This is a genomic window from Tunicatimonas pelagia (assembly GCF_030506325.1).
GTDB classification, from domain to species: Bacteria; Bacteroidota; Bacteroidia; order Cytophagales; family Cyclobacteriaceae; genus Tunicatimonas; species Tunicatimonas pelagia.
The window spans coordinates 3,529,634-3,546,870 of sequence record NZ_CP120683.1 but is presented as its reverse complement, the minus strand read 5'-3'; the positions used below and the strand labels follow the sequence as shown (position 1 = coordinate 3,546,870).

Below are 17,237 nucleotides of genomic sequence, written 5' to 3'. Positions count from 1 at the left end.
AATTCTAATAAAAGAAAGCGATTAAACTGAATTCCACTTTCTTGGGTGTACCGCAGTAGTAAACAAATTTTTTTGAAAAAAATTACATTTACTACCTCCAAACTCATAATTTTCTGTTGGAATGAAATATTTACTGACAACTTTTGTTAGTACTTTTAGAGTAAATGCGCTTATGAATAGCTTACGAGTTCTTTGGTTGCTTGTGTTGGTATTGGGATTCGGTGGTGGACTAACTGTGTATGGGCAGGCGCAGGCCCCAGAAATCGCCCAACAAAAACAACCGCTGCTGCTGGATATGAACATGCAGATTGAGACGACCCAGGCAGTAAACGACATGTACAACTTTAAGTTTGCCCGGGCTGAACGGCAGTTTCGCTGGATTAAGCAAGACCACCCCAACCATCCGCTCCCGTACTTTCTACTGGGTCTGAGCCAGTGGTGGAAGATTGTGCCTAACCCGCACGAAACCAAATACGATGATCGCTGCTTAGCCTATATGGACACGGCTACCGTACTAGCCGAACAAATGTTTGACCAAGACGAAGAAGACCCCGAAGCCGCTTTTTTCCTGGCAGCGGCTCATGCTTTTAAAGGTCGCCTTCACTCCGAACGTCGCGATTTTACAAAAGCAGCGAGCGACGGAAGGTTGTCACTAAAGTATTTGGAGATTTGTAAGGGGAAGGAAGATTTTAGCCCAGAACTGCTTTTCGGAGATGCCCTTTATAATTACTATGCTGAGTGGATTAAAGACAACTATCCGATCTTACGCCCACTGATGATATTTTTCCCGAACGGCGATAAGAGTTTAGGAATTAAGCAACTAAAAACAGTAGCCAACAATGCTTTTTATACCCGCACGGAGGCTCAGTACTTTTTGATGCGAATCTTATCCGAGGAACAAAATGATCCAAGAGAAGCTTTTCGCATTGCTGAATATCTGCACAAAACCTTTCCCGACAATGCGTATTTTCATCGCTACTACGCTCGCCAGCTCTACAGTCGGGGTAAGCACCGCGACGCTGAGCGGGTATCATTAGATATTATTGCTAAAATTGATAGTGGCATGACAGGCTACGAAGCTACCAGTGGTCGATACGCGGCCTTCTTTTTGGGTCAAATCTACCAGATGCGGACTGAATTAACCGAAGCAGAAAAATACTATAACAAAACGATAGAATACGCTCGGTCGATTGATGCTACCGAGTCGGGTTATTATCATTATTCTATGCTGTACTTGGGTGAGATTGCCGAAAAGCAAGATAATCCCGCCCGAGCTAAAGAATACTACAAACTGGTAAAGAAGGAAGCAAAACGCAGTAGCCGGGCTCACGAGAAAGCTCGCGACAATTTGAAATCAATGCGACGAGGCGATTGAGTAAGTACTCTGCTCTAACCACCTATCCAGTTTTTTAGCCCAGCACTTTTATCAGTAAGCAGTATCTGATGAATAAAATGCACCCTTTCTGTCAGATTTTTTTCTGCTTTCAATCTTTTTAGATTAACATAAGCCTACCCAGTGGGTTATAACGCCAGCGCAATTTTTTCAACTAAACTCTGCATACATGTCTCAGGCAAAACAATACGATGCTATTATTATCGGCTCAGGCCAGGGTGGTAACCCCTTGGCTACTTATTTGGCCGGAAAGGGAATACATACCGCTCTGATTGAAAAAAACTACGTAGGCGGCACCTGTCTCAATACCGGATGCACTCCCACCAAAACATTGGTGGCTTCAGCAAAGTCGGCGTTCGATGCCCGGCGGGCGAAGGAATACGGAATTCATGCTGGCGAAGTCTCCGTAAACATGAAAGAGGTCATCGCCCGAAAAGATAAACTGGTAGAATCTTCCCGAAGTAGTCAGTACGATAATCTTACCAGTACCGAAAATCTCGATCTTATTGAAGGCAAAGCCCGATTTACTGATAACAAGACGGTAGCAGTAGATTTGAACAAGGGCGGCGAACAACTTCTGCAAGCGGAACGCATTTTTATTGATACCGGCACAAAAACCCTGGTGCCTCCTATTGATGGTTTAGATCAAGTAGACTGGTACGATAACCGAACTATCATGGAAATTGATGAAGTACCCGAGCATCTATTTATAATTGGTGGAGGATACATCGGATTAGAGTTTGGACAAATGTTTCATCGGTTCGGTAGTAAAGTAACCGTTTTCCATAGTGGTGGGCGAATTTTAGAGAATGAGGATGAAGATGTATCAGAGGAGATGCAGAATATTTTACAGGAAGAAGGACTTAGCATTATCACTAACTGTAAGATCAAAAGCATTAAGCGGGAGGGAAGTGAAGTTGTTCTCGTAGGCGAAGGGAAAGGGTTTTCCGAAGATATTCGCTGCTCGCATGTGCTACTGGCGGTAGGCCGCACCCCCAATACTGAAGAACTGGGATTAGAAAATACCGATATTAAAACCGACGACAAAGGTTACATCCAGGTAAATAATACGCTAGAAACGCCCATAGAAGGAATTTACGCTATTGGCGATGTAAAAGGTGGCCTCCAATTTACCAATGTGAGCTACGACGATCATATAATCTTGAAGAAGAATTTATTTGAAAACGGAACTCGCTCCGTAGACGATCGTATTCCGACCTACGCTGTTTTTACCGACCCTCAACTAGGACGCGTAGGATTAAATGAAGCACAAGCTAAAGAACAAGGCATAGATTATAAAGTAGCAAAAATGCCTATGAGCAAAGTGGCCCGGGCCCAGGAGGTAGGAAACACCAAAGGCTTTATGAAGGTGCTAGTTAGCAAGCAAGATGGCACCCTACTAGGCGCGTCTATCTTGGGGATGGAAGGCTGCGAAGTGGCTTCAGCCCTGCTATTCGCTATGATGGGTAAACTCACCGCCGAGCAAATAACGGGCACATCTATTGCCCACCCTACACTCATGGAAGCCATGAACAATTTGTTTGGTCAAGCAGTATGATTGTTAATCAGGCAGAATATGGTTGGGATATTATTTTTCAGCGAGCGCACGCTATTTTGGCCGCTCAAATTGCGATGTACTGGAAAGTAGAGACTCGCCCCGAACCTTGGACGGAGCTAATAGCCGCTATTGCTGACCATGACGACGGGCAGCGAGATTGGGAAGGGGATAATCACCTGACTGATGCGGGTGCTCCACTTAATTTTATGCTGCAACCACCCGATATAGCCCAAGCCAAGCAGATGGTAGATAATGCCCGGTATCGCTCTCGCTGGATAGCTTTACTTACCTCAATGCATACTACTGCCCTCTACGAATCGTGGCGGGGCACTGATAAGAAACTAGATACATTTTTAGATGAGCAACAAAATTACCAGCGAAAATTAGCGCGAGGCTTAGATGTACCTATTCAGCAAGCGCGGGATACGTATCAGCTCATGTATTTTAGTGATGCCCTATCGTTAGTGCTCTGCAAAGATCAAATTCCACCGGATGGTCTTCATTTGGAGGTAACCCCGTTGCCTTCCGGTGAGATGGCGAAGATTTACGCAGTAGAAAACAATCTATTTGGTCTTCAACCCTGGCCCTGGGAAGATGAAGGAGTTACTTTATCAGTAGAAGTCTACCACCTAAATCAATTGGCATTCAAAAACGATCAAGAACTTTATAAAGCCCTTAAAACCGCTGATGTATCGGTGAAAAAATGGTGCTTTCGGGCTAGTTAATCCCTAGGGCGTGTTGACATCTAGCCTGAGTCGGCGATTTGGTAGTGGGTTAATGCTTCTTAATAATTAAGGAAATAAAAAGTGCAAAATCTCGAGAAACCTTACATTTACTTTAAGGAAGTTTTCATATAACTAATCCATTATTATGCAACTGGGATAAAGGTTGCATAAAAATTTATTGAAACTTCTATTCAAAAACTTACCAAGTTACCAGAATTGGTAGTATCATTTTCTGTCATTAATCACTATATTAGGCATAGGATGAATTCCCTTCCCGCGGGCAATAATTCTTACCAGACCAACTAGTAGACTTACCGTCATTTTTTGATACTTCAGTCCTATGAAGCGTGCTGTCCTATACGTAATTTCAAACGAATAGTCTACTTTCTGACAAATCTGACAAAATGAAAATGATACAGCAATAGCGATCTATTGCCCCAGTACTACGAAGCAATATAGCTACCGAATTGCCTATATAATTTTGCTAACATCCCTGCTTCGTTCTTGGTACGAGAATGCTCGGCTCTCGTTAGAAGTCTATTTTTCGCTTATTTAACCTATAACTTTTATGAAAACTTCATGTATTTTCTGCTGGCTTTTCATGGCTTTTCAACTTTCTTCTTTTGCTCAAGAAATCCAGAAGAAAGCACCTCAATGCGGTACGTTGTCCCCTACATTAAAGCAAATTGAAAAATTACCTTACTACAAAAACGCGCAATATCTTATAGATGAAGCGATCGAGAAAGGCCTTGAAATTGAAAAGGACTACTTACAAAAGCTTAACAACTCAAATGTAGGTCAGTCTTATGCTGATTACAAAAAGTCACTTCCTGAATCATCCCAAGCAAAAGCGTTCTCATCGTCATCGCATTACTATATTCCGGTCAAAGCTTATATATGGGCTAATTCTTCAGGCACACTACCTTTCACAGGACCACAAGTTGAGAATGAGATAGATCAGGTTAACCAATTTTTTGAGGATAACGCTGTCCCTATTACCTTATATTTACAGTGTGGCGTTCTAGTGGGTGCTAATAATAGTTACTATGATGTCCGTTCAGACAACGATTATGACGACATGGTAGACTTTCCGGGGCCTGCCAATACACTTCGAGTACATTTTGTAAACAGCATGATCATAGATGGTACTGCTCTAAGTGGCCGAGCAAGATTACCCAGTTCGTCCAACCCCTATCGTTGCGCTATATCGTCTGGTGCTTCCGATCATACGCTTACACATGAAATAGGGCATAACTTAGGACTATTTCATACGCATGATGGCGGACGTTCAAATAATAGTTCAAACCGTGACTGTAGTAAATGCTATCAAGAATCAGTAAGTAGAACTAGAAAACAAGGTATTGGGTGCCTCCAAACTTCAGGTTGGAAGAAGTGCGAGGTAAATGGAGACTTCCTCTGTGATACCCCAGCTGATCCAAATTTATTTTATGATAAAGTAATTAGACTTAATCCTAGTAGTTGTAATTATGATGGTACCTTAGGGAATGATAAGTGGGGGGCTGCTTGGCAACCTGATGAAGGAAATATCATGTCTTACTCTTTCGGAAATGGTAATACGTGTCGCTCTACTTTTACCCCCCAGCAAGCAGCCGTGATGGTGCTTTTTTTGCCATCATTTGCCACTTCTTCCCCCGGTTATTTTATTAGTGGCCCTTCCAAACTATGCCCTAATCAATCAGCAACCTATTCAGTACCAGCTACTTCGGGAGCATCTGATTATCAATGGGAAATACCTAGTGGGTGGACGATTTCAGGACAGGGTAACCATACCGTAACCATTACGGCTTCCAGCAATAGTAGGGGTACCATCCGCGTTGCACCAAGTTGTGGACGTCCTCCAGTGAGTAAGAGTATCAGTAACCAACTGTCAAGTATTGCAGTGAACGGCCCTTATACCGTATGTGAGGGTGAGTATGTGACTTATAGCACGAGTGCTACAGGAGGTAGCTACACCTGGTCGGTCATGGGTAATTTGCAAATACATTCTGGGCAGGGTTCATCAAATGTACAAATTTACGTGCCGTATGGCTCCAGCGGGGGGTATGTAAGTGTAAATGTCAATTTTGGTAGCTGTTCGGGCACTAATGGTAGGGGGGTTTCCGTCTCTTCCGGATCTAACTGTTATTCATCACTAGTAACTGACGATTCTATTTCTTTTGAATACATTGAGGAAGAACAGAAACAGGATGTTCCAACCAAATCGATGCGTACGGAGTCTTCTGATCAAGTTCTTGATGTGTTGGTATATCCCAACCCTAGTAACCAGCAGATCAACTTGTCGTTTAACAAAAAAGGAACGTATCATATAGAACTGATGGACAAACAAGGCCAAGTAGTAGCTGAACAAGAGAGTATGAATGGCAAAGAATCTATTGACGTGTCCGCATTGAGTGAAGGTTTATACTATTTGCGAATATGTTTAGGATCAGCGGTATTAACGAAAAAAGTCTTTATTGAGTAGATAAACGTTATGGCTATGAAAGTACTAACATTTTTGATGGGAATCTTCCTTCTGGCAGCCTGCCAGGATGAAGATTCCTCGGGGGGAGAACCCGCGGTATACTTCGATTATTTTGTTGTTGAAAATATTGATACTGGTGAAGATATATTCTTAAGTAGCAATATGTACAACCCTGATTCTTTACAATTTTTAGTAAAGAATATTGATTCACAACTCACTCTATTAGGAAATATTCCTTATATCGAGACGGATTCAGCTGTCATCTTTGGCCCTCTCGACTTCCATGAGTTTAACTTGCTTGACTTTCGTGAAGGTGATGTAGACTCAGTGGAGCATATTAGAGTGTGTGGTACTACGCAAGGAGAGAGAGATTGTTCTATACTCTACAAAAGTACATTTTACTATAATGGTGCACTGGTAGATGAGTTTGACTTTGAGGACAATGAAGATTTATTTTTAGAGCTCGTTAGATTCAACGGCTCTCAATCTAATTCACCTAATGAAAACACTTATATTTTCACTTTTAAGAAAGAAATCGAAGAGTGAAAATTAATCGCGAATTCGCACCATAAATATCAGGTGTAGAAATTATACCTGATATGTGGGATTTCATTTTTAAATAGTACTCAAACTGATCTTGTGACATATAAAAATCGCAGCCGTGGATCGGGTGAGATGGCTGAAATTTACGCAGTTGAAGATGCAGTATATACACTAAGTCATTAGCCGTGAGATGATGAGGAAATTACTTTATCAGTAGAGATCTACCATTTAAATCAGCTGTCATTTAAAAACGATCAGGAGCTTTATAAAGCTTTTAATACTGCGAATGTGTCGGTAAAGAACTGGTGCTTCAAGCCTAGTTAACCCCTAATTGTATTGGCCGAAGCTGCTCTTGCTCTTCTTCGGTAAATAGGCGGGATTTGATAACGAAGCGAAGCCCTAGAGGAATCTCCAGCGAAAAACTTGCGCCGCGTCCTGGGGTAACATCTACCGTGAGCTGGGTGTGTTTCCAGTACTCAAATTGATCTTGCGACATGTAAAATTCACAGCCGTGAATTTTGCCTAACCAAACGTCAGTTTCGTTGAGCATAAGCTCACCATCAGGAAAACACATGGGCGACGAGCCATCGCAGCAGCCACCACTCTGGTGGAACATCAGCTCACCGTGTTCTGCCCGCAGTTGGTCAATCGTTTCTTTCGCCTTTTCGGTAACGGTAACGCGCTCAGTCATTATTGGGTATTGGGTTTTTGGGATTGGGGATTAGAAGCTTCGGGTTATTCTAATTCCTAACCCCTAATCCCCAAAACCTAGTTTAGAAGAAGCCCATTGCTTTTTTATCGTAAGAAATCAGCATATTCTTCGTCTGGCGGTAGTGAGCCAGCATCATCTTATGATTTTCCCGACCAATACCTGACTTTTTGTAGCCACCAAACGGAGCGTGTGCTGGGTAGTTATGATAGTTGTTCACCCAAACCCGACCGGCTTTTACCGCTCGGGAAATTTGGTAGGCTTGGTGCATATCTCGCGTCCAAACTCCCGCGCCTAAGCCGTAGAGCGTATCGTTGGCAATTTCAATCGCTTCGGCTTCATCTTTGAAAGTGGTTACACAAACTACTGGCCCGAAGATTTCCTCCTGGAATACCCGCATTTTGTTATTTCCTTTTAAGATGGTAGGCTTAATATAGTAGCCGCCCTCGAGTCCTTCATTGTAAGCGGCTTCGCCTCCGGTCAATACTTCGCAGCCTTCTTCTTTACCAATGTTGATGTAGTTGAGAATTTTCTCGTACTGATCGTTAGAAGCTTGGGCACCCATCATAGTATCGGGATCAAGTGGATGCCCTAGTTGAATAGCTTCAGTTCGTTCAATCACGCGCTCTATAAATTTGTCGTAGATGCTTTCCTGCACCAGTAGTCGGGATGGACAGGTACATACCTCACCTTGGTTAAGGGCAAACATTACTGCACCTTCCAAGCACTTGTCAAAGAACTCATCGTCAGCGTCCATTACGTTCTCAAAGAAAATGTTAGGCGACTTCCCGCCCAGTTCTAAGGTAACCGGAGTGATATTCTTAGACGCGTATTGCATAATCAGCTGACCAGTAGTCGTCTCTCCGGTAAAGGCTACTTTGTTAATGCGCGGGCTAGAGGCTAGTGGCTTACCGGCTTCGGCACCAAATCCGTTTACGATATTGAGTACTCCAGCGGGTAGTATGTCCTCAATCAATTCCATTAGAATTAGAATGCCTACCGGGGTTTGCTCAGCGGGCTTTAGTACCACACAGTTTCCTGCCGCCAAGGCTGGAGCTAGCTTCCAGGTAGCCATCAGAATAGGGAAGTTCCAGGGAATAATCTGACCTACTACACCCAGTGGCTCAAGAACGTTCATGCAGACAGTATTGGCATCCAGTTCGCTTACGGAACCTTCTTCCGCCCGAATAACTCCAGCAAAGTAGCGAAAATGATCCACTGCTAAGGGTAAATCAGCCGCGCGGGTTTCTCGTAGGGCTTTTCCATTGTCCCAGGTTTCGGCTCGAGCCAAGTCTTCCAGGTTTTGTTCCATCACATCAGCAATCTTTAGTAGCATGTTGCTACGTTCAGTGGCCGAAGAATTATTCCAGGCAGGAGCTGCCGCCCAAGCAGCGTCAATCGCGGCATCTACGTCTTCTTTGGTGGATCGGGGAATCCGGGTAAAATTGGCACCGTCAACTGGAGAAACGTTATCGAAGTACTGACCTTTGATCGGAGGTGTCCATTTTCCACCGATGTAGTTGTCGTACTGATCTTTGAACTTAGGTTTTTCTACCTGACTGCGGGTAGTAGTGAGCGTATCACTCATAGTTGTAGGGATTTTAGGTTATGAAATCAGATAATAAATCAAATTTTTTATCGGGTACTCAAGTTAAAGAATTGAAGGAGAAAAGTGCTGACGGATTCTATCATTCACGTGAACAATTCTCTTAAAACTAATATTTTGATAATCTTAAAATCATTTCATCTAAACAAATTGCATATTTGCTAAAAATAAAGTACTATTATTTGTTAGTTAGTAAAGTCTTGCCTATCTATTATGCAGTTACCAAATCACTTCTTTGAGAAAAGAAAGCTAGAAACTCTAGTAGAAAATCAGACTACCTACACACTAGGTCAGGCTGCCCTGCACGTGTTTGAGACCCAGCAGCAGGCTGAGCGGGTTCACTTACAGTTTGACCAGCCGGTACTAGCCAGTATGCTGCGGGGGAAAAAAATTATGCATCTGCGCGACCATCAACCTTTTGATTTCCTACCGGGTGAATCACTTATTCTTCCTGCCAAGGAGATAATGCAAATTAACTTTCCAGAAGCTCAGCAAAATGACCCTACCCGTTGTTTAGCTATCGCGATTGCTGAGGATCGCGTAGGAGAAATCATAACCCTGATGAACGAAACCATGCCGAAGGCTGATGAGCAGGAGTGGAATTTGATGGATTACAATTTCTACTTTACCAATGATGCAGGCATTTACCAGATTTTGCAGCGATTGATTTTCTTGTTCACCGAAAACCACCCAGCCAAAGACTTCTTCGTCAACAATATGCTCCAGGAGCTGATTATTCGGATTTTACAGGCCAATACTAAAAAGACCTATACCGAGTCAGCAGATGAGGCGTCGGGCAATAATCGTCTCGCCTACGTTATTCAGTACATTCGCAATCACCTGGATGAATCACTAAGCATTGATACACTAAGTGAGAAAGCGTGTATGAGCAAATCGCACTTTTACCGGGTATTTAAAAATGAGGTAGGTGCTTCCCCCATTGATTTTGTTAACGACGAACGTATTAACCAGGCGGCTAACATGCTACGAGACCCTCACCGGAAAATTAAGGAAGTCTACCTAGAATGTGGTTTCGAGAACCGCTCCTACTTCAACCGCTTATTCAAACGAAAAAAACAGCTATCTCCCGGCGAATTTCAGCATAGAGCCACGCAGGCAAACCGATAATAGGCAAACCGCACTGTACAGAGTTTTAGCCGCTGCGAAAACTGTTTCTTTGTACTAGCCGACCTTTTTACCCTCGATCAAAAGTTGTCTTTGTTACAGGAAACCAGGCAAGTGCGATTAGAAAAAGGGGTGATTTTAACCATCCGATTTTCGTAAAATACAAAGAAACCGAATGGTTAAATAATAGGGTAATTATTGGGTGTGCTATAATTTTGCGTATTGCCTTACCGGATGAGGCTTTGCGCCCGATGCCCAATGAATTCCGGCCACCGTGGCGCAGCATCTCCCACAGCATAGGAAGGAGACCCCGCGTAGCGTCCACCGGAATTCGCTGTGTCGGCAGTCCGATTCGCTCATCCGGGGATACCTCACTTTTTGCAAAATTGTTGTACACCCTAATCATCAAATAGCTATATGGTTAAAACCCAGAATTTTGCGGTAGTAAATTAGGGTTAATATCAATTTCCCGGGTAGGAACCGGCCATAGTACTCTATCCATATCCGGTAGATTTTCAATCACATCGTCTACCAAACCAGTGCGTACCAAATCAAACCAACGTTGCCCTTCAAAATATAGCTCCAAAAAGCGTTCGTCCAGAATGGCTTGTCGCACCGCATCAGCTGAAGCAGCAGTGGTAGGAGCAAGGCCAGCCCGTTCACGAATTTGGTTGATTAGTGGTATTGCCTCTCCGGTTCGCCCCAGCTCATTCAGGCATTCTGCTTTCATGAGGATAATATCGGCTAGACGAAGCACAATGATGTTAGCATCTTGAAGATTACGGTTGGTATTTAGCTCGGGGGGACCCGACTCATACTTCTTGATATAGTAATTGTTCTCAAAGCTATCTACGCAAACCGTGCGGCGAATATCATTTTCCGTAAATCGCAGGGTACTAACCGTATCAGGGCGCACCCGGTAACGAGTTCCTTGCGCCGGAATGGTCTCACTATCCAAAGCATGTCCTTCTTGAGTGCGATCGGGACGATATGAAATTTCAAAAATAGATTCAGCCGCATTTTGCTCACCCACCGCAAACATGGAAGCGTAATCAGTGCCATCAATCAAGCGGTAGCGATCGTTATTTAACACTTTATCGCACTCGGCGAGGGCAAGGTCATAATCGCCAGGATTGTTGCGCCACAGATATACCCGCGCCAGCAATGCTTGAGCGGCCCCTCGCTCAGCTCGGGAGCGGTCCCCATTCTCTTCAGGTAATAAAGTTTCGGCTTGCTGAAGTTCGCTAATCACCAGTGCCAGCACCTCGCTCACCTCACTCCGAGACAACTGCAACTCTTGCTCAGGACTTTTGGTGGTGCGGGGTACTATTGGAATTCTTCCGAACCAACGGGTTAGATTAAAATAGGATAATGCCCGAATGAACAGTGCTTCACCCGCAATACGGTCTTTATCCGCTTGAGTAAGAGCAGGGTCGGTTATAGTAGGCACTTGCTCAGTTACATCTAACGTCCGCTGAATGGTCTCGTAAGACTCTTGCCAAAACTGCCGGATATTCCCGTGGTTCCCGTGGTGGACAAATCCCTCGTGCCGGGTGTAGTTTCCACCTCGGGCGGCAAACGCTTCGTCGGATACTACCCCGCTAACGATGATAATATCCCGAGCGTAAGTAAAACTTTGTAGAGCGTCGTAGCAGGCAATTAAAGCGGCTTCGGCATCTCCTTCGGTTTGAAAGAAGTTGGCTGAGGTAATCTCACTGACGGGTTCTATTTCTAGAAACTCGCAGGCAGTGATCCCACCGAACAACAAGAAAATAAGGCTTATACGATACATAATATTTTTCATGATGGTTGAGTTTAGAAGCTAATGTTTACGCCGACTAATACCGTGCGCGGTTGGGGTTGAGTTAAATAATCTACCCCTAGAGTCGGAATAAGACCACCGCCGGTATTTTGGCTTTCGGGGTCAAGCCCAGAATAATTCGTAAATGTGAACAGGTTCTGCCCGGTCACGTACACCCGAGCTGCACTGATGGGGGTATTTTCTAGCAGACTATTAGCCAACGAGTAGCCTAAACTTATGTTACGCACCCGCAAGAAAGAGCCATCTTCAATATAGCGACTAGAAGCATCTGAAAAAGAAATTCCTTGAAACGAAGAGGCACTGTACATGGCAATGGGATGGATTGCCTCGTCGCCGGGTTGCTGCCATCGTCCTTCTACTTCGGCCAACTGATTAAAATCATCGGCCATACTAGTAAGCGCCGCCCGGGTCATGTTATAGACATCGTTACCGTAAGACCAGTTCAAAACCACGCTTAGCTCAAAATTCTTGTAGCCAAAGGTGTTGGTCATTCCCCCGGTGTGTAAGGGCAAGGCGTTACCAATAATTACCCGGTCAAACTCCCGCTGGTATATTCCATTCCCATCGGTATCACGAAAAATAGGGAAGCCTCCGGCAAAGTTGTTGTTAGCTCCATCGTCGCGCAGGTTTTCCGGCACATCTTCGTCGGTACGGTATATTCCCTGATATTCGAACCCGTAGAAGCTACCAATTGGCTGCCCCACACGGTAAATGCTGTAGGGCCCTTCCGCGCTGTAAGCACTCGGCAGTTGAAATATAAAATCGGAACCTGCCACGCCATTACTTGGCAGTGAGGTGATTTCGTTGCGGTTGAATGAGATGTTGAAATCAGTTGTCCACCGGAAAGCCCCATTAAAATTGCGCGTGGTGAGCGCTAGCTCTATTCCTTGGTTACGCATATTACCCACATTCTCGTTGATTAATGAGCTGAAACCAGAAGTCCAAGGTAGTTGCCGGGTAAAGAGCAAATCCCGGGTATCACGATTATAGGCATCTACGCTCAGCGAAATACGTTCCTGTAGCAAGCCAATATCTACTCCGAGATTGATAGATTCGGTAGACTCCCAGCTTAAATCAGGGTTAGGCACGTTTACTTGTGAGATACCCGGATTACCATCGTAGTTACGTCCCGTTCCGTAACGGGTAAGCGAACCAAAGTTATCTAACCCTTCTTGGTTACCGGTAATGCCGTACGCGGCTCGCACTTTTAAGTTACTCAGCCAGTCTACATTCTGTAAAAACGGCTCTTCGATAGCTCGCCAAGCTCCTGAGATAGCGGGAAAGTAGCCAAAGCGATTGTTCTCCCCAAAACGCGACGAACCATCAGCCCGGAAGCTTGCTTCTAAAACGTAGCGGTCTCGGAATGTATAGTTTACCCGGCCGAAGTACGACAATAAACTCCAAGCAGTTAGATAATGCTGAGGTAAGTCAGGGTTAGCAATGGCCACAGTGGTAATAATATCGGAGCCAGCCACTCGTCCACCCGCCCGCAGAAACGACTCGTCGGTACGTTGCACTCCAAATCCAGCCAAGGCTGAAATGTTATGTTCGCCCATCTCTCTCTGGTACGTAAGGGTATTATCGTTGAGCCAGGTTGAGGTTTGAGCGTTAATAGCCTCAGCATCTGCTGAACCCCCGGTGCTGAGAATGAAACTGGGTAAGAACCGCTCAATACGTTCGCTCAGATTGTCGATACCCAATACAGAACGAAACGTTAGGTTGGGCATGATCTCGTACTCGGCCTGCACGTTGGCGATTAATCGTCGCTGTAGATTATCAAACGTAATCTCGTTAGCCAACATTACCGGATTTTCCGCTCCATTTCGTCCTAACGGATCCACAGTGTAGGTACCATCGGGGTTGTAAACTGGAAGGTTAGGATTGCTCAGTAGGGCATTTCCCAGCACCGATATACTACTAAAGTCATTGGCTACTTCATCCTTTTGGGTATTACTGTAGGTAATGCTGGTATTGATTTTTAGCTTATCGGTAGCTTGATAGTCTAAGTTCAACCGCCCGGTAATCCGATCAAAGTCTTGCCCGATGATGATTCCCTCTTGGCTGAATACTCCTAGTGAGGCGAACGATCGTATCCGCCCTTCGCCACCACTTACCGAAAGGTTATAATTTGATATGGGTGCGAGCCGAAATACCTCGTCTTGCCAGTCGGTATTCTCGCCAGTGACAGTGAGGGCTTGTACATACTCATCATCGCTCAGGTCGGCGATGGTAGAGCCCGCCACAGCATTACGATTTTCAACAGCCTCGCGTAAGGTATTGGAGAACCCTTGGCCATCGAGTAGATCTAACGTTTTCCAGACCGACTGCACGCCATGATAACCATCAAATGAAAAAGTAGCCTTACCATCGCTACCGCGTTTCGTAGTAATTAGCACTACCCCGTTTGAACCTCGCGAACCGTAAATGGCTGTAGCGGCAGCATCCTTCAAAATTTCAATTGACTCAATATCGTTCGGGTTTAAGTTAGCTAGTGCTGAAGCTCGCTGTCCGGCACTGAAATTAGCTTGGTTGATATTGTTCATGGGTACGCCATCAATAACATACAGCGGACGGGTATCCGCCCGAAGCGAAGCGGTACCCCGTACCCGTAAAAACACTTCCGCTCCCGGTGCTCCGGTATTCTGTACTACTTGTACCCCTGCTACTTTACCCTGTAGCATAGCATCCGGTTGGGCCGCCACCGTTTGGCGTAAACTTTCCCCCTTGATAGACGATATAGAACCAGTAATACTACTTTTTTCTTGGGTGCCGTAACCTACGACGACTACCTCTTGCAGCGATTGAAGATCGGGAGCCAATGACACATCAATCACTGTCTGATTACCGATAGCTATTTCTTCACGCTCAAACCCTACATAAGTAAATACTAATACTTCCGCATCGTCGGGAACAACTAAGCCGTAGTTACCATCAACATCGGTAACGGTGCCAATGACCGTACCTTTTACTACAACATTTACTCCGGGTAGTGGTTCGTCAGTAGCCAAATCGGTAACCTTACCCCGAATTTCCTTGTCAATTTTGGCTCGAGAGAAAACCGTATTCGTTACCGCCCTCACTGCAGACTGATGCGTAGGTAAAGAGACTGATGCATTCGTGTCAGGCCGATGATTTGGTAGAGGGGTAACCTGTGTTTTCTTTGTGGCCGGAGGGGAGTAGATTACGTAAGTATTGTCTGGGTACTTTTTGTAGGTGAGGCCCAGTGGCGGAAGTAGGGTTTGTAGAGCCTGTTCCACATCCTGAGTGGACTGTTGCCAAATTTCTGCATCTACATACTTGTCCTGTAGTGCTAATTTTTCGTAGTCGAAGCGCACGGAATGTTTGTGCTCAACCTCAGTTAACACCTCAATTAATGGCTGCGTTTTAGTGTTTGCTACGGTGCTTTTTTGAAAAAAAGCTAACGATTGACTGAAGGCGAGGTGACTGCCCAGGAGAATTATTCCCAAGTACAGAGTCGCTAATTTCGTAAATCTGGGTGGCATAATAAAAAGTTTTTGTGTTGTATGATTGTTTATTCTGAGCTGATACGAATACGCTGACCTTCTTGCTGAATGCTAACTCCAAAGACGAATTGGAACTTCTCAAGCAACACTTCTACACTATCCATAGGTGCAGAACCCGTAAACCGCCGTTTATGCAGGGTTAAATCAGTGATGGTGATTTGATAGCCGTAAATATCTTCTAGGCGCTTACCGATTTCTTCCAGTGGCACGTCATCGAAGACAAGCTGTCGGTTACGCCAGGCAGTATACCGTTCGGGCACTACCCGCTTGCGTACAATAGGCTTTTGCTCCGATACCGCCACTAAATCACCGGGAGCCAGACTCAACCGCTGAGCTTCGGTTTCTAACTGAACCGCCCCTTCGCTTAGCACCACTTCCGTTGTCCCTCGCCGGTCGTGTACATTAAACTGAGTTCCTAGCACCCGAATGTCCGCTTCTCGGGCGTGTACCACAAACGGAAGTTCAGTATTGGGTTTTACATCAAAAAAAGCCTCGCCCTCAACCCATACTTCCCGTAGCGAGTCCGACCAGTAGGTTCGGTACCAGAGGCGCGAGTGGGCATTGAGAGTAACTACCGACTGGTCGGGTAATGTAATCGGTAAAGTCTCGTTGTAGTTGGTTTGGTACTGTTGCCAAGCAGAGGGGCGGCTTAGCCAAAAATAACCGCCCACTAAAAGCACCAACAGCACTGATGCTGCTACTAGAGTAGGGGCTAGTTTTTGTGTATGATAAGCTCCTGGCCGAGTGGGCTGAATATTACGCTGAACTTTTTGCAGTATCCTTTTTTCTAACAGCCGCTTCTCCTTTTCTGACAGATAATCTAGCTGCGGAGGGTTTTGGGCCTGTTTATCCAGATACTGCTCGAGCTGCTCTTGCTCGGCTCTGGTAGCCCGTCCGCTTATGTATTTCTCAACTAGTTGGCGCAGTAAAGAATTGCTCACAGAGTATGGTGCTTTACTAAGGAGTAAGCTAGCACCCGTAATTCCCTAAACGGCTGACTAAATTTTTTGAAAAACTTTACGGACTATAGCAGCAGTTACGATAAAAAACAACCTAGCATTACAAAGAGCACTTCCCGCAAGTGAAAGCGTAAATGTCGCAACGCCTTGGTAATGTGATATTCTACCGCTTTGGTAGAGAGGTTCATGTGTGAAGCAATTTCCTTTAGCGACTGGTTCTCCCGTCGGCTTAGCAAGAAGATTGAGCGGGATTTCTGCGGCAGTGTCGCTAACGCCTCCTCGAGTAAGTCGGAGGTTTCATGGTAGGCAACTTCTTCTTCGGTCGTATAGCAAGGCTCGGCGGGCAAAATTCGCTTTCGGTACCGATACCGAACAGCCTGAGCGTCCCAGTGATTGTACACTTTGTGCTTTAGTATTCCGAATAAATACGAGCGTAACGAGGTACGAATACGCAAGTCAGATCGCTTTTGCCACAGCTCCGTAAAGATGTCTTGGGTTATTTCTTCCGCTACTGCTTCGTCGCTAGTCAAGTGAAGAGCCGAAGCGTACAGCTGTTCCCAATATTGTTGATATATTTTTGTAAAAGCTTTGGTATCTCCTTTAGCTAGTCGCTGATACAACATGATCTCACTGGACACCATTACAAAAGTATTTGAGGTTATGGTAATTTCCCTGCTACTTTGTTAAAAAGCAAGCAATACCACTAAATATTTTAATCTCTTTTTAGGAAATATAGTATAGACAGCCTATGATGTTCTAGACTAATGATGATGTTAAACCGACCGAAGTAA

At 44.9% G+C, this 17,237-nt stretch carries 12 protein-coding genes; 6 read left to right on the top strand and 6 right to left on the bottom strand.

All coding sequences use genetic code 11. From position 1 onward, the window contains the following. The first annotated feature begins 172 nt into the window (after positions 1-172). The 5 genes from P0M28_RS15155 to P0M28_RS15135 all read left to right on the top strand — a co-directional run bounded on the left by P0M28_RS15155 (position 173) and on the right by P0M28_RS15135 (position 6,704). Positions 173-1,375, top strand: coding sequence for a tetratricopeptide repeat protein (locus P0M28_RS15155; protein WP_302210810.1), 1,203 nt, complete (start codon positions 173-175; stop codon positions 1,373-1,375). 187 nt (positions 1,376-1,562) lie between these two features. Then, on the top strand, positions 1,563-2,951 hold the full coding sequence (locus P0M28_RS15150) for a mercuric reductase (protein ID WP_302210808.1): 1,389 nt from the start codon (positions 1,563-1,565) through the stop codon (positions 2,949-2,951). Then, positions 2,948-3,676, top strand: a complete 729-nt coding sequence (locus P0M28_RS15145) for a DUF3891 family protein (RefSeq protein WP_302210807.1) — start codon at positions 2,948-2,950, stop codon at positions 3,674-3,676. The genes P0M28_RS15150 and P0M28_RS15145 overlap by 4 nt, the downstream gene beginning before the upstream one ends. A gap of 568 nt (positions 3,677-4,244) precedes the next feature. Beyond that, entirely contained in the window at positions 4,245-6,158 is a 1,914-nt protein-coding gene (locus P0M28_RS15140) for a T9SS type A sorting domain-containing protein (protein WP_302210805.1), read from the top strand. Between the two features lie 15 nt (positions 6,159-6,173). Continuing rightward, complete coding sequence (locus tag P0M28_RS15135) at positions 6,174-6,704, top strand: hypothetical protein (protein ID WP_302210804.1); 531 nt, start codon at positions 6,174-6,176, stop codon at positions 6,702-6,704. Positions 6,705-7,017: 313 nt separating this feature from the next. Here P0M28_RS15135 and P0M28_RS15130 read toward each other — a convergent pair whose 3' ends face one another. Beyond that, complete coding sequence (locus P0M28_RS15130; RefSeq protein WP_302210802.1) at positions 7,018-7,392, bottom strand: DUF779 domain-containing protein; 375 nt, start codon at positions 7,390-7,392, stop codon at positions 7,018-7,020. 82 nt (positions 7,393-7,474) lie between these two features. Then, entirely contained in the window at positions 7,475-8,998 is a 1,524-nt protein-coding gene (exaC, locus tag P0M28_RS15125; RefSeq protein WP_302210801.1) for an acetaldehyde dehydrogenase ExaC, read from the bottom strand. A 231-nt stretch (positions 8,999-9,229) separates the two neighbouring features. Between exaC and P0M28_RS15120 the strand changes: the two genes are divergently transcribed. Then, positions 9,230-10,144 (top strand): AraC family transcriptional regulator, encoded by a 915-nt coding sequence (locus P0M28_RS15120; protein ID WP_302210800.1) that lies wholly within the window; start codon positions 9,230-9,232, stop codon positions 10,142-10,144. Positions 10,145-10,562: 418 nt separating this feature from the next. Here P0M28_RS15120 and P0M28_RS15115 read toward each other — a convergent pair whose 3' ends face one another. The 4 genes from P0M28_RS15115 to P0M28_RS15100 form a co-directional block, all read right to left on the bottom strand. Beyond that, positions 10,563-11,945, bottom strand: a complete 1,383-nt coding sequence (locus P0M28_RS15115) for a RagB/SusD family nutrient uptake outer membrane protein (protein ID WP_302210799.1) — start codon at positions 11,943-11,945, stop codon at positions 10,563-10,565. A gap of 11 nt (positions 11,946-11,956) precedes the next feature. Next, positions 11,957-15,466 (bottom strand): SusC/RagA family TonB-linked outer membrane protein, encoded by a 3,510-nt coding sequence (locus P0M28_RS15110; RefSeq protein WP_302210798.1) that lies wholly within the window; start codon positions 15,464-15,466, stop codon positions 11,957-11,959. A 29-nt stretch (positions 15,467-15,495) separates the two neighbouring features. Then, positions 15,496-16,428, bottom strand: a complete 933-nt coding sequence (locus P0M28_RS15105) for a FecR family protein (protein ID WP_302210796.1) — start codon at positions 16,426-16,428, stop codon at positions 15,496-15,498. A 95-nt stretch (positions 16,429-16,523) separates the two neighbouring features. Then, positions 16,524-17,087, bottom strand: a complete 564-nt coding sequence (locus P0M28_RS15100; protein ID WP_302210794.1) for an RNA polymerase sigma factor — start codon at positions 17,085-17,087, stop codon at positions 16,524-16,526. Positions 17,088-17,237 lie beyond the last annotated feature (150 nt).

What these genes read in the sequence shown, in the direction of transcription:
- exaC (WP_302210801.1), bottom strand. Translation starts at nt 8,998, where the DNA reads ATGAGTGATACGCTCACTACTACCCGCAGTCAGGTAGAAAAACCTAAG.
- P0M28_RS15100 (WP_302210794.1), bottom strand. Translation starts at nt 17,087, where the DNA reads ATGGTGTCCAGTGAGATCATGTTGTATCAGCGACTAGCTAAAGGAGAT.
- P0M28_RS15115 (WP_302210799.1), bottom strand. Translation starts at nt 11,945, where the DNA reads ATGAAAAATATTATGTATCGTATAAGCCTTATTTTCTTGTTGTTCGGT.
- P0M28_RS15145 (WP_302210807.1), top strand. Translation starts at nt 2,948, where the DNA reads ATGATTGTTAATCAGGCAGAATATGGTTGGGATATTATTTTTCAGCGA.
- P0M28_RS15155 (WP_302210810.1), top strand. Translation starts at nt 173, where the DNA reads ATGAATAGCTTACGAGTTCTTTGGTTGCTTGTGTTGGTATTGGGATTC.
- P0M28_RS15120 (WP_302210800.1), top strand. Translation starts at nt 9,230, where the DNA reads ATGCAGTTACCAAATCACTTCTTTGAGAAAAGAAAGCTAGAAACTCTA.
- P0M28_RS15135 (WP_302210804.1), top strand. Translation starts at nt 6,174, where the DNA reads ATGAAAGTACTAACATTTTTGATGGGAATCTTCCTTCTGGCAGCCTGC.
- P0M28_RS15140 (WP_302210805.1), top strand. Translation starts at nt 4,245, where the DNA reads ATGAAAACTTCATGTATTTTCTGCTGGCTTTTCATGGCTTTTCAACTT.
- P0M28_RS15110 (WP_302210798.1), bottom strand. Translation starts at nt 15,466, where the DNA reads ATGCCACCCAGATTTACGAAATTAGCGACTCTGTACTTGGGAATAATT.
- P0M28_RS15130 (WP_302210802.1), bottom strand. Translation starts at nt 7,392, where the DNA reads ATGACTGAGCGCGTTACCGTTACCGAAAAGGCGAAAGAAACGATTGAC.
- P0M28_RS15150 (WP_302210808.1), top strand. Translation starts at nt 1,563, where the DNA reads ATGTCTCAGGCAAAACAATACGATGCTATTATTATCGGCTCAGGCCAG.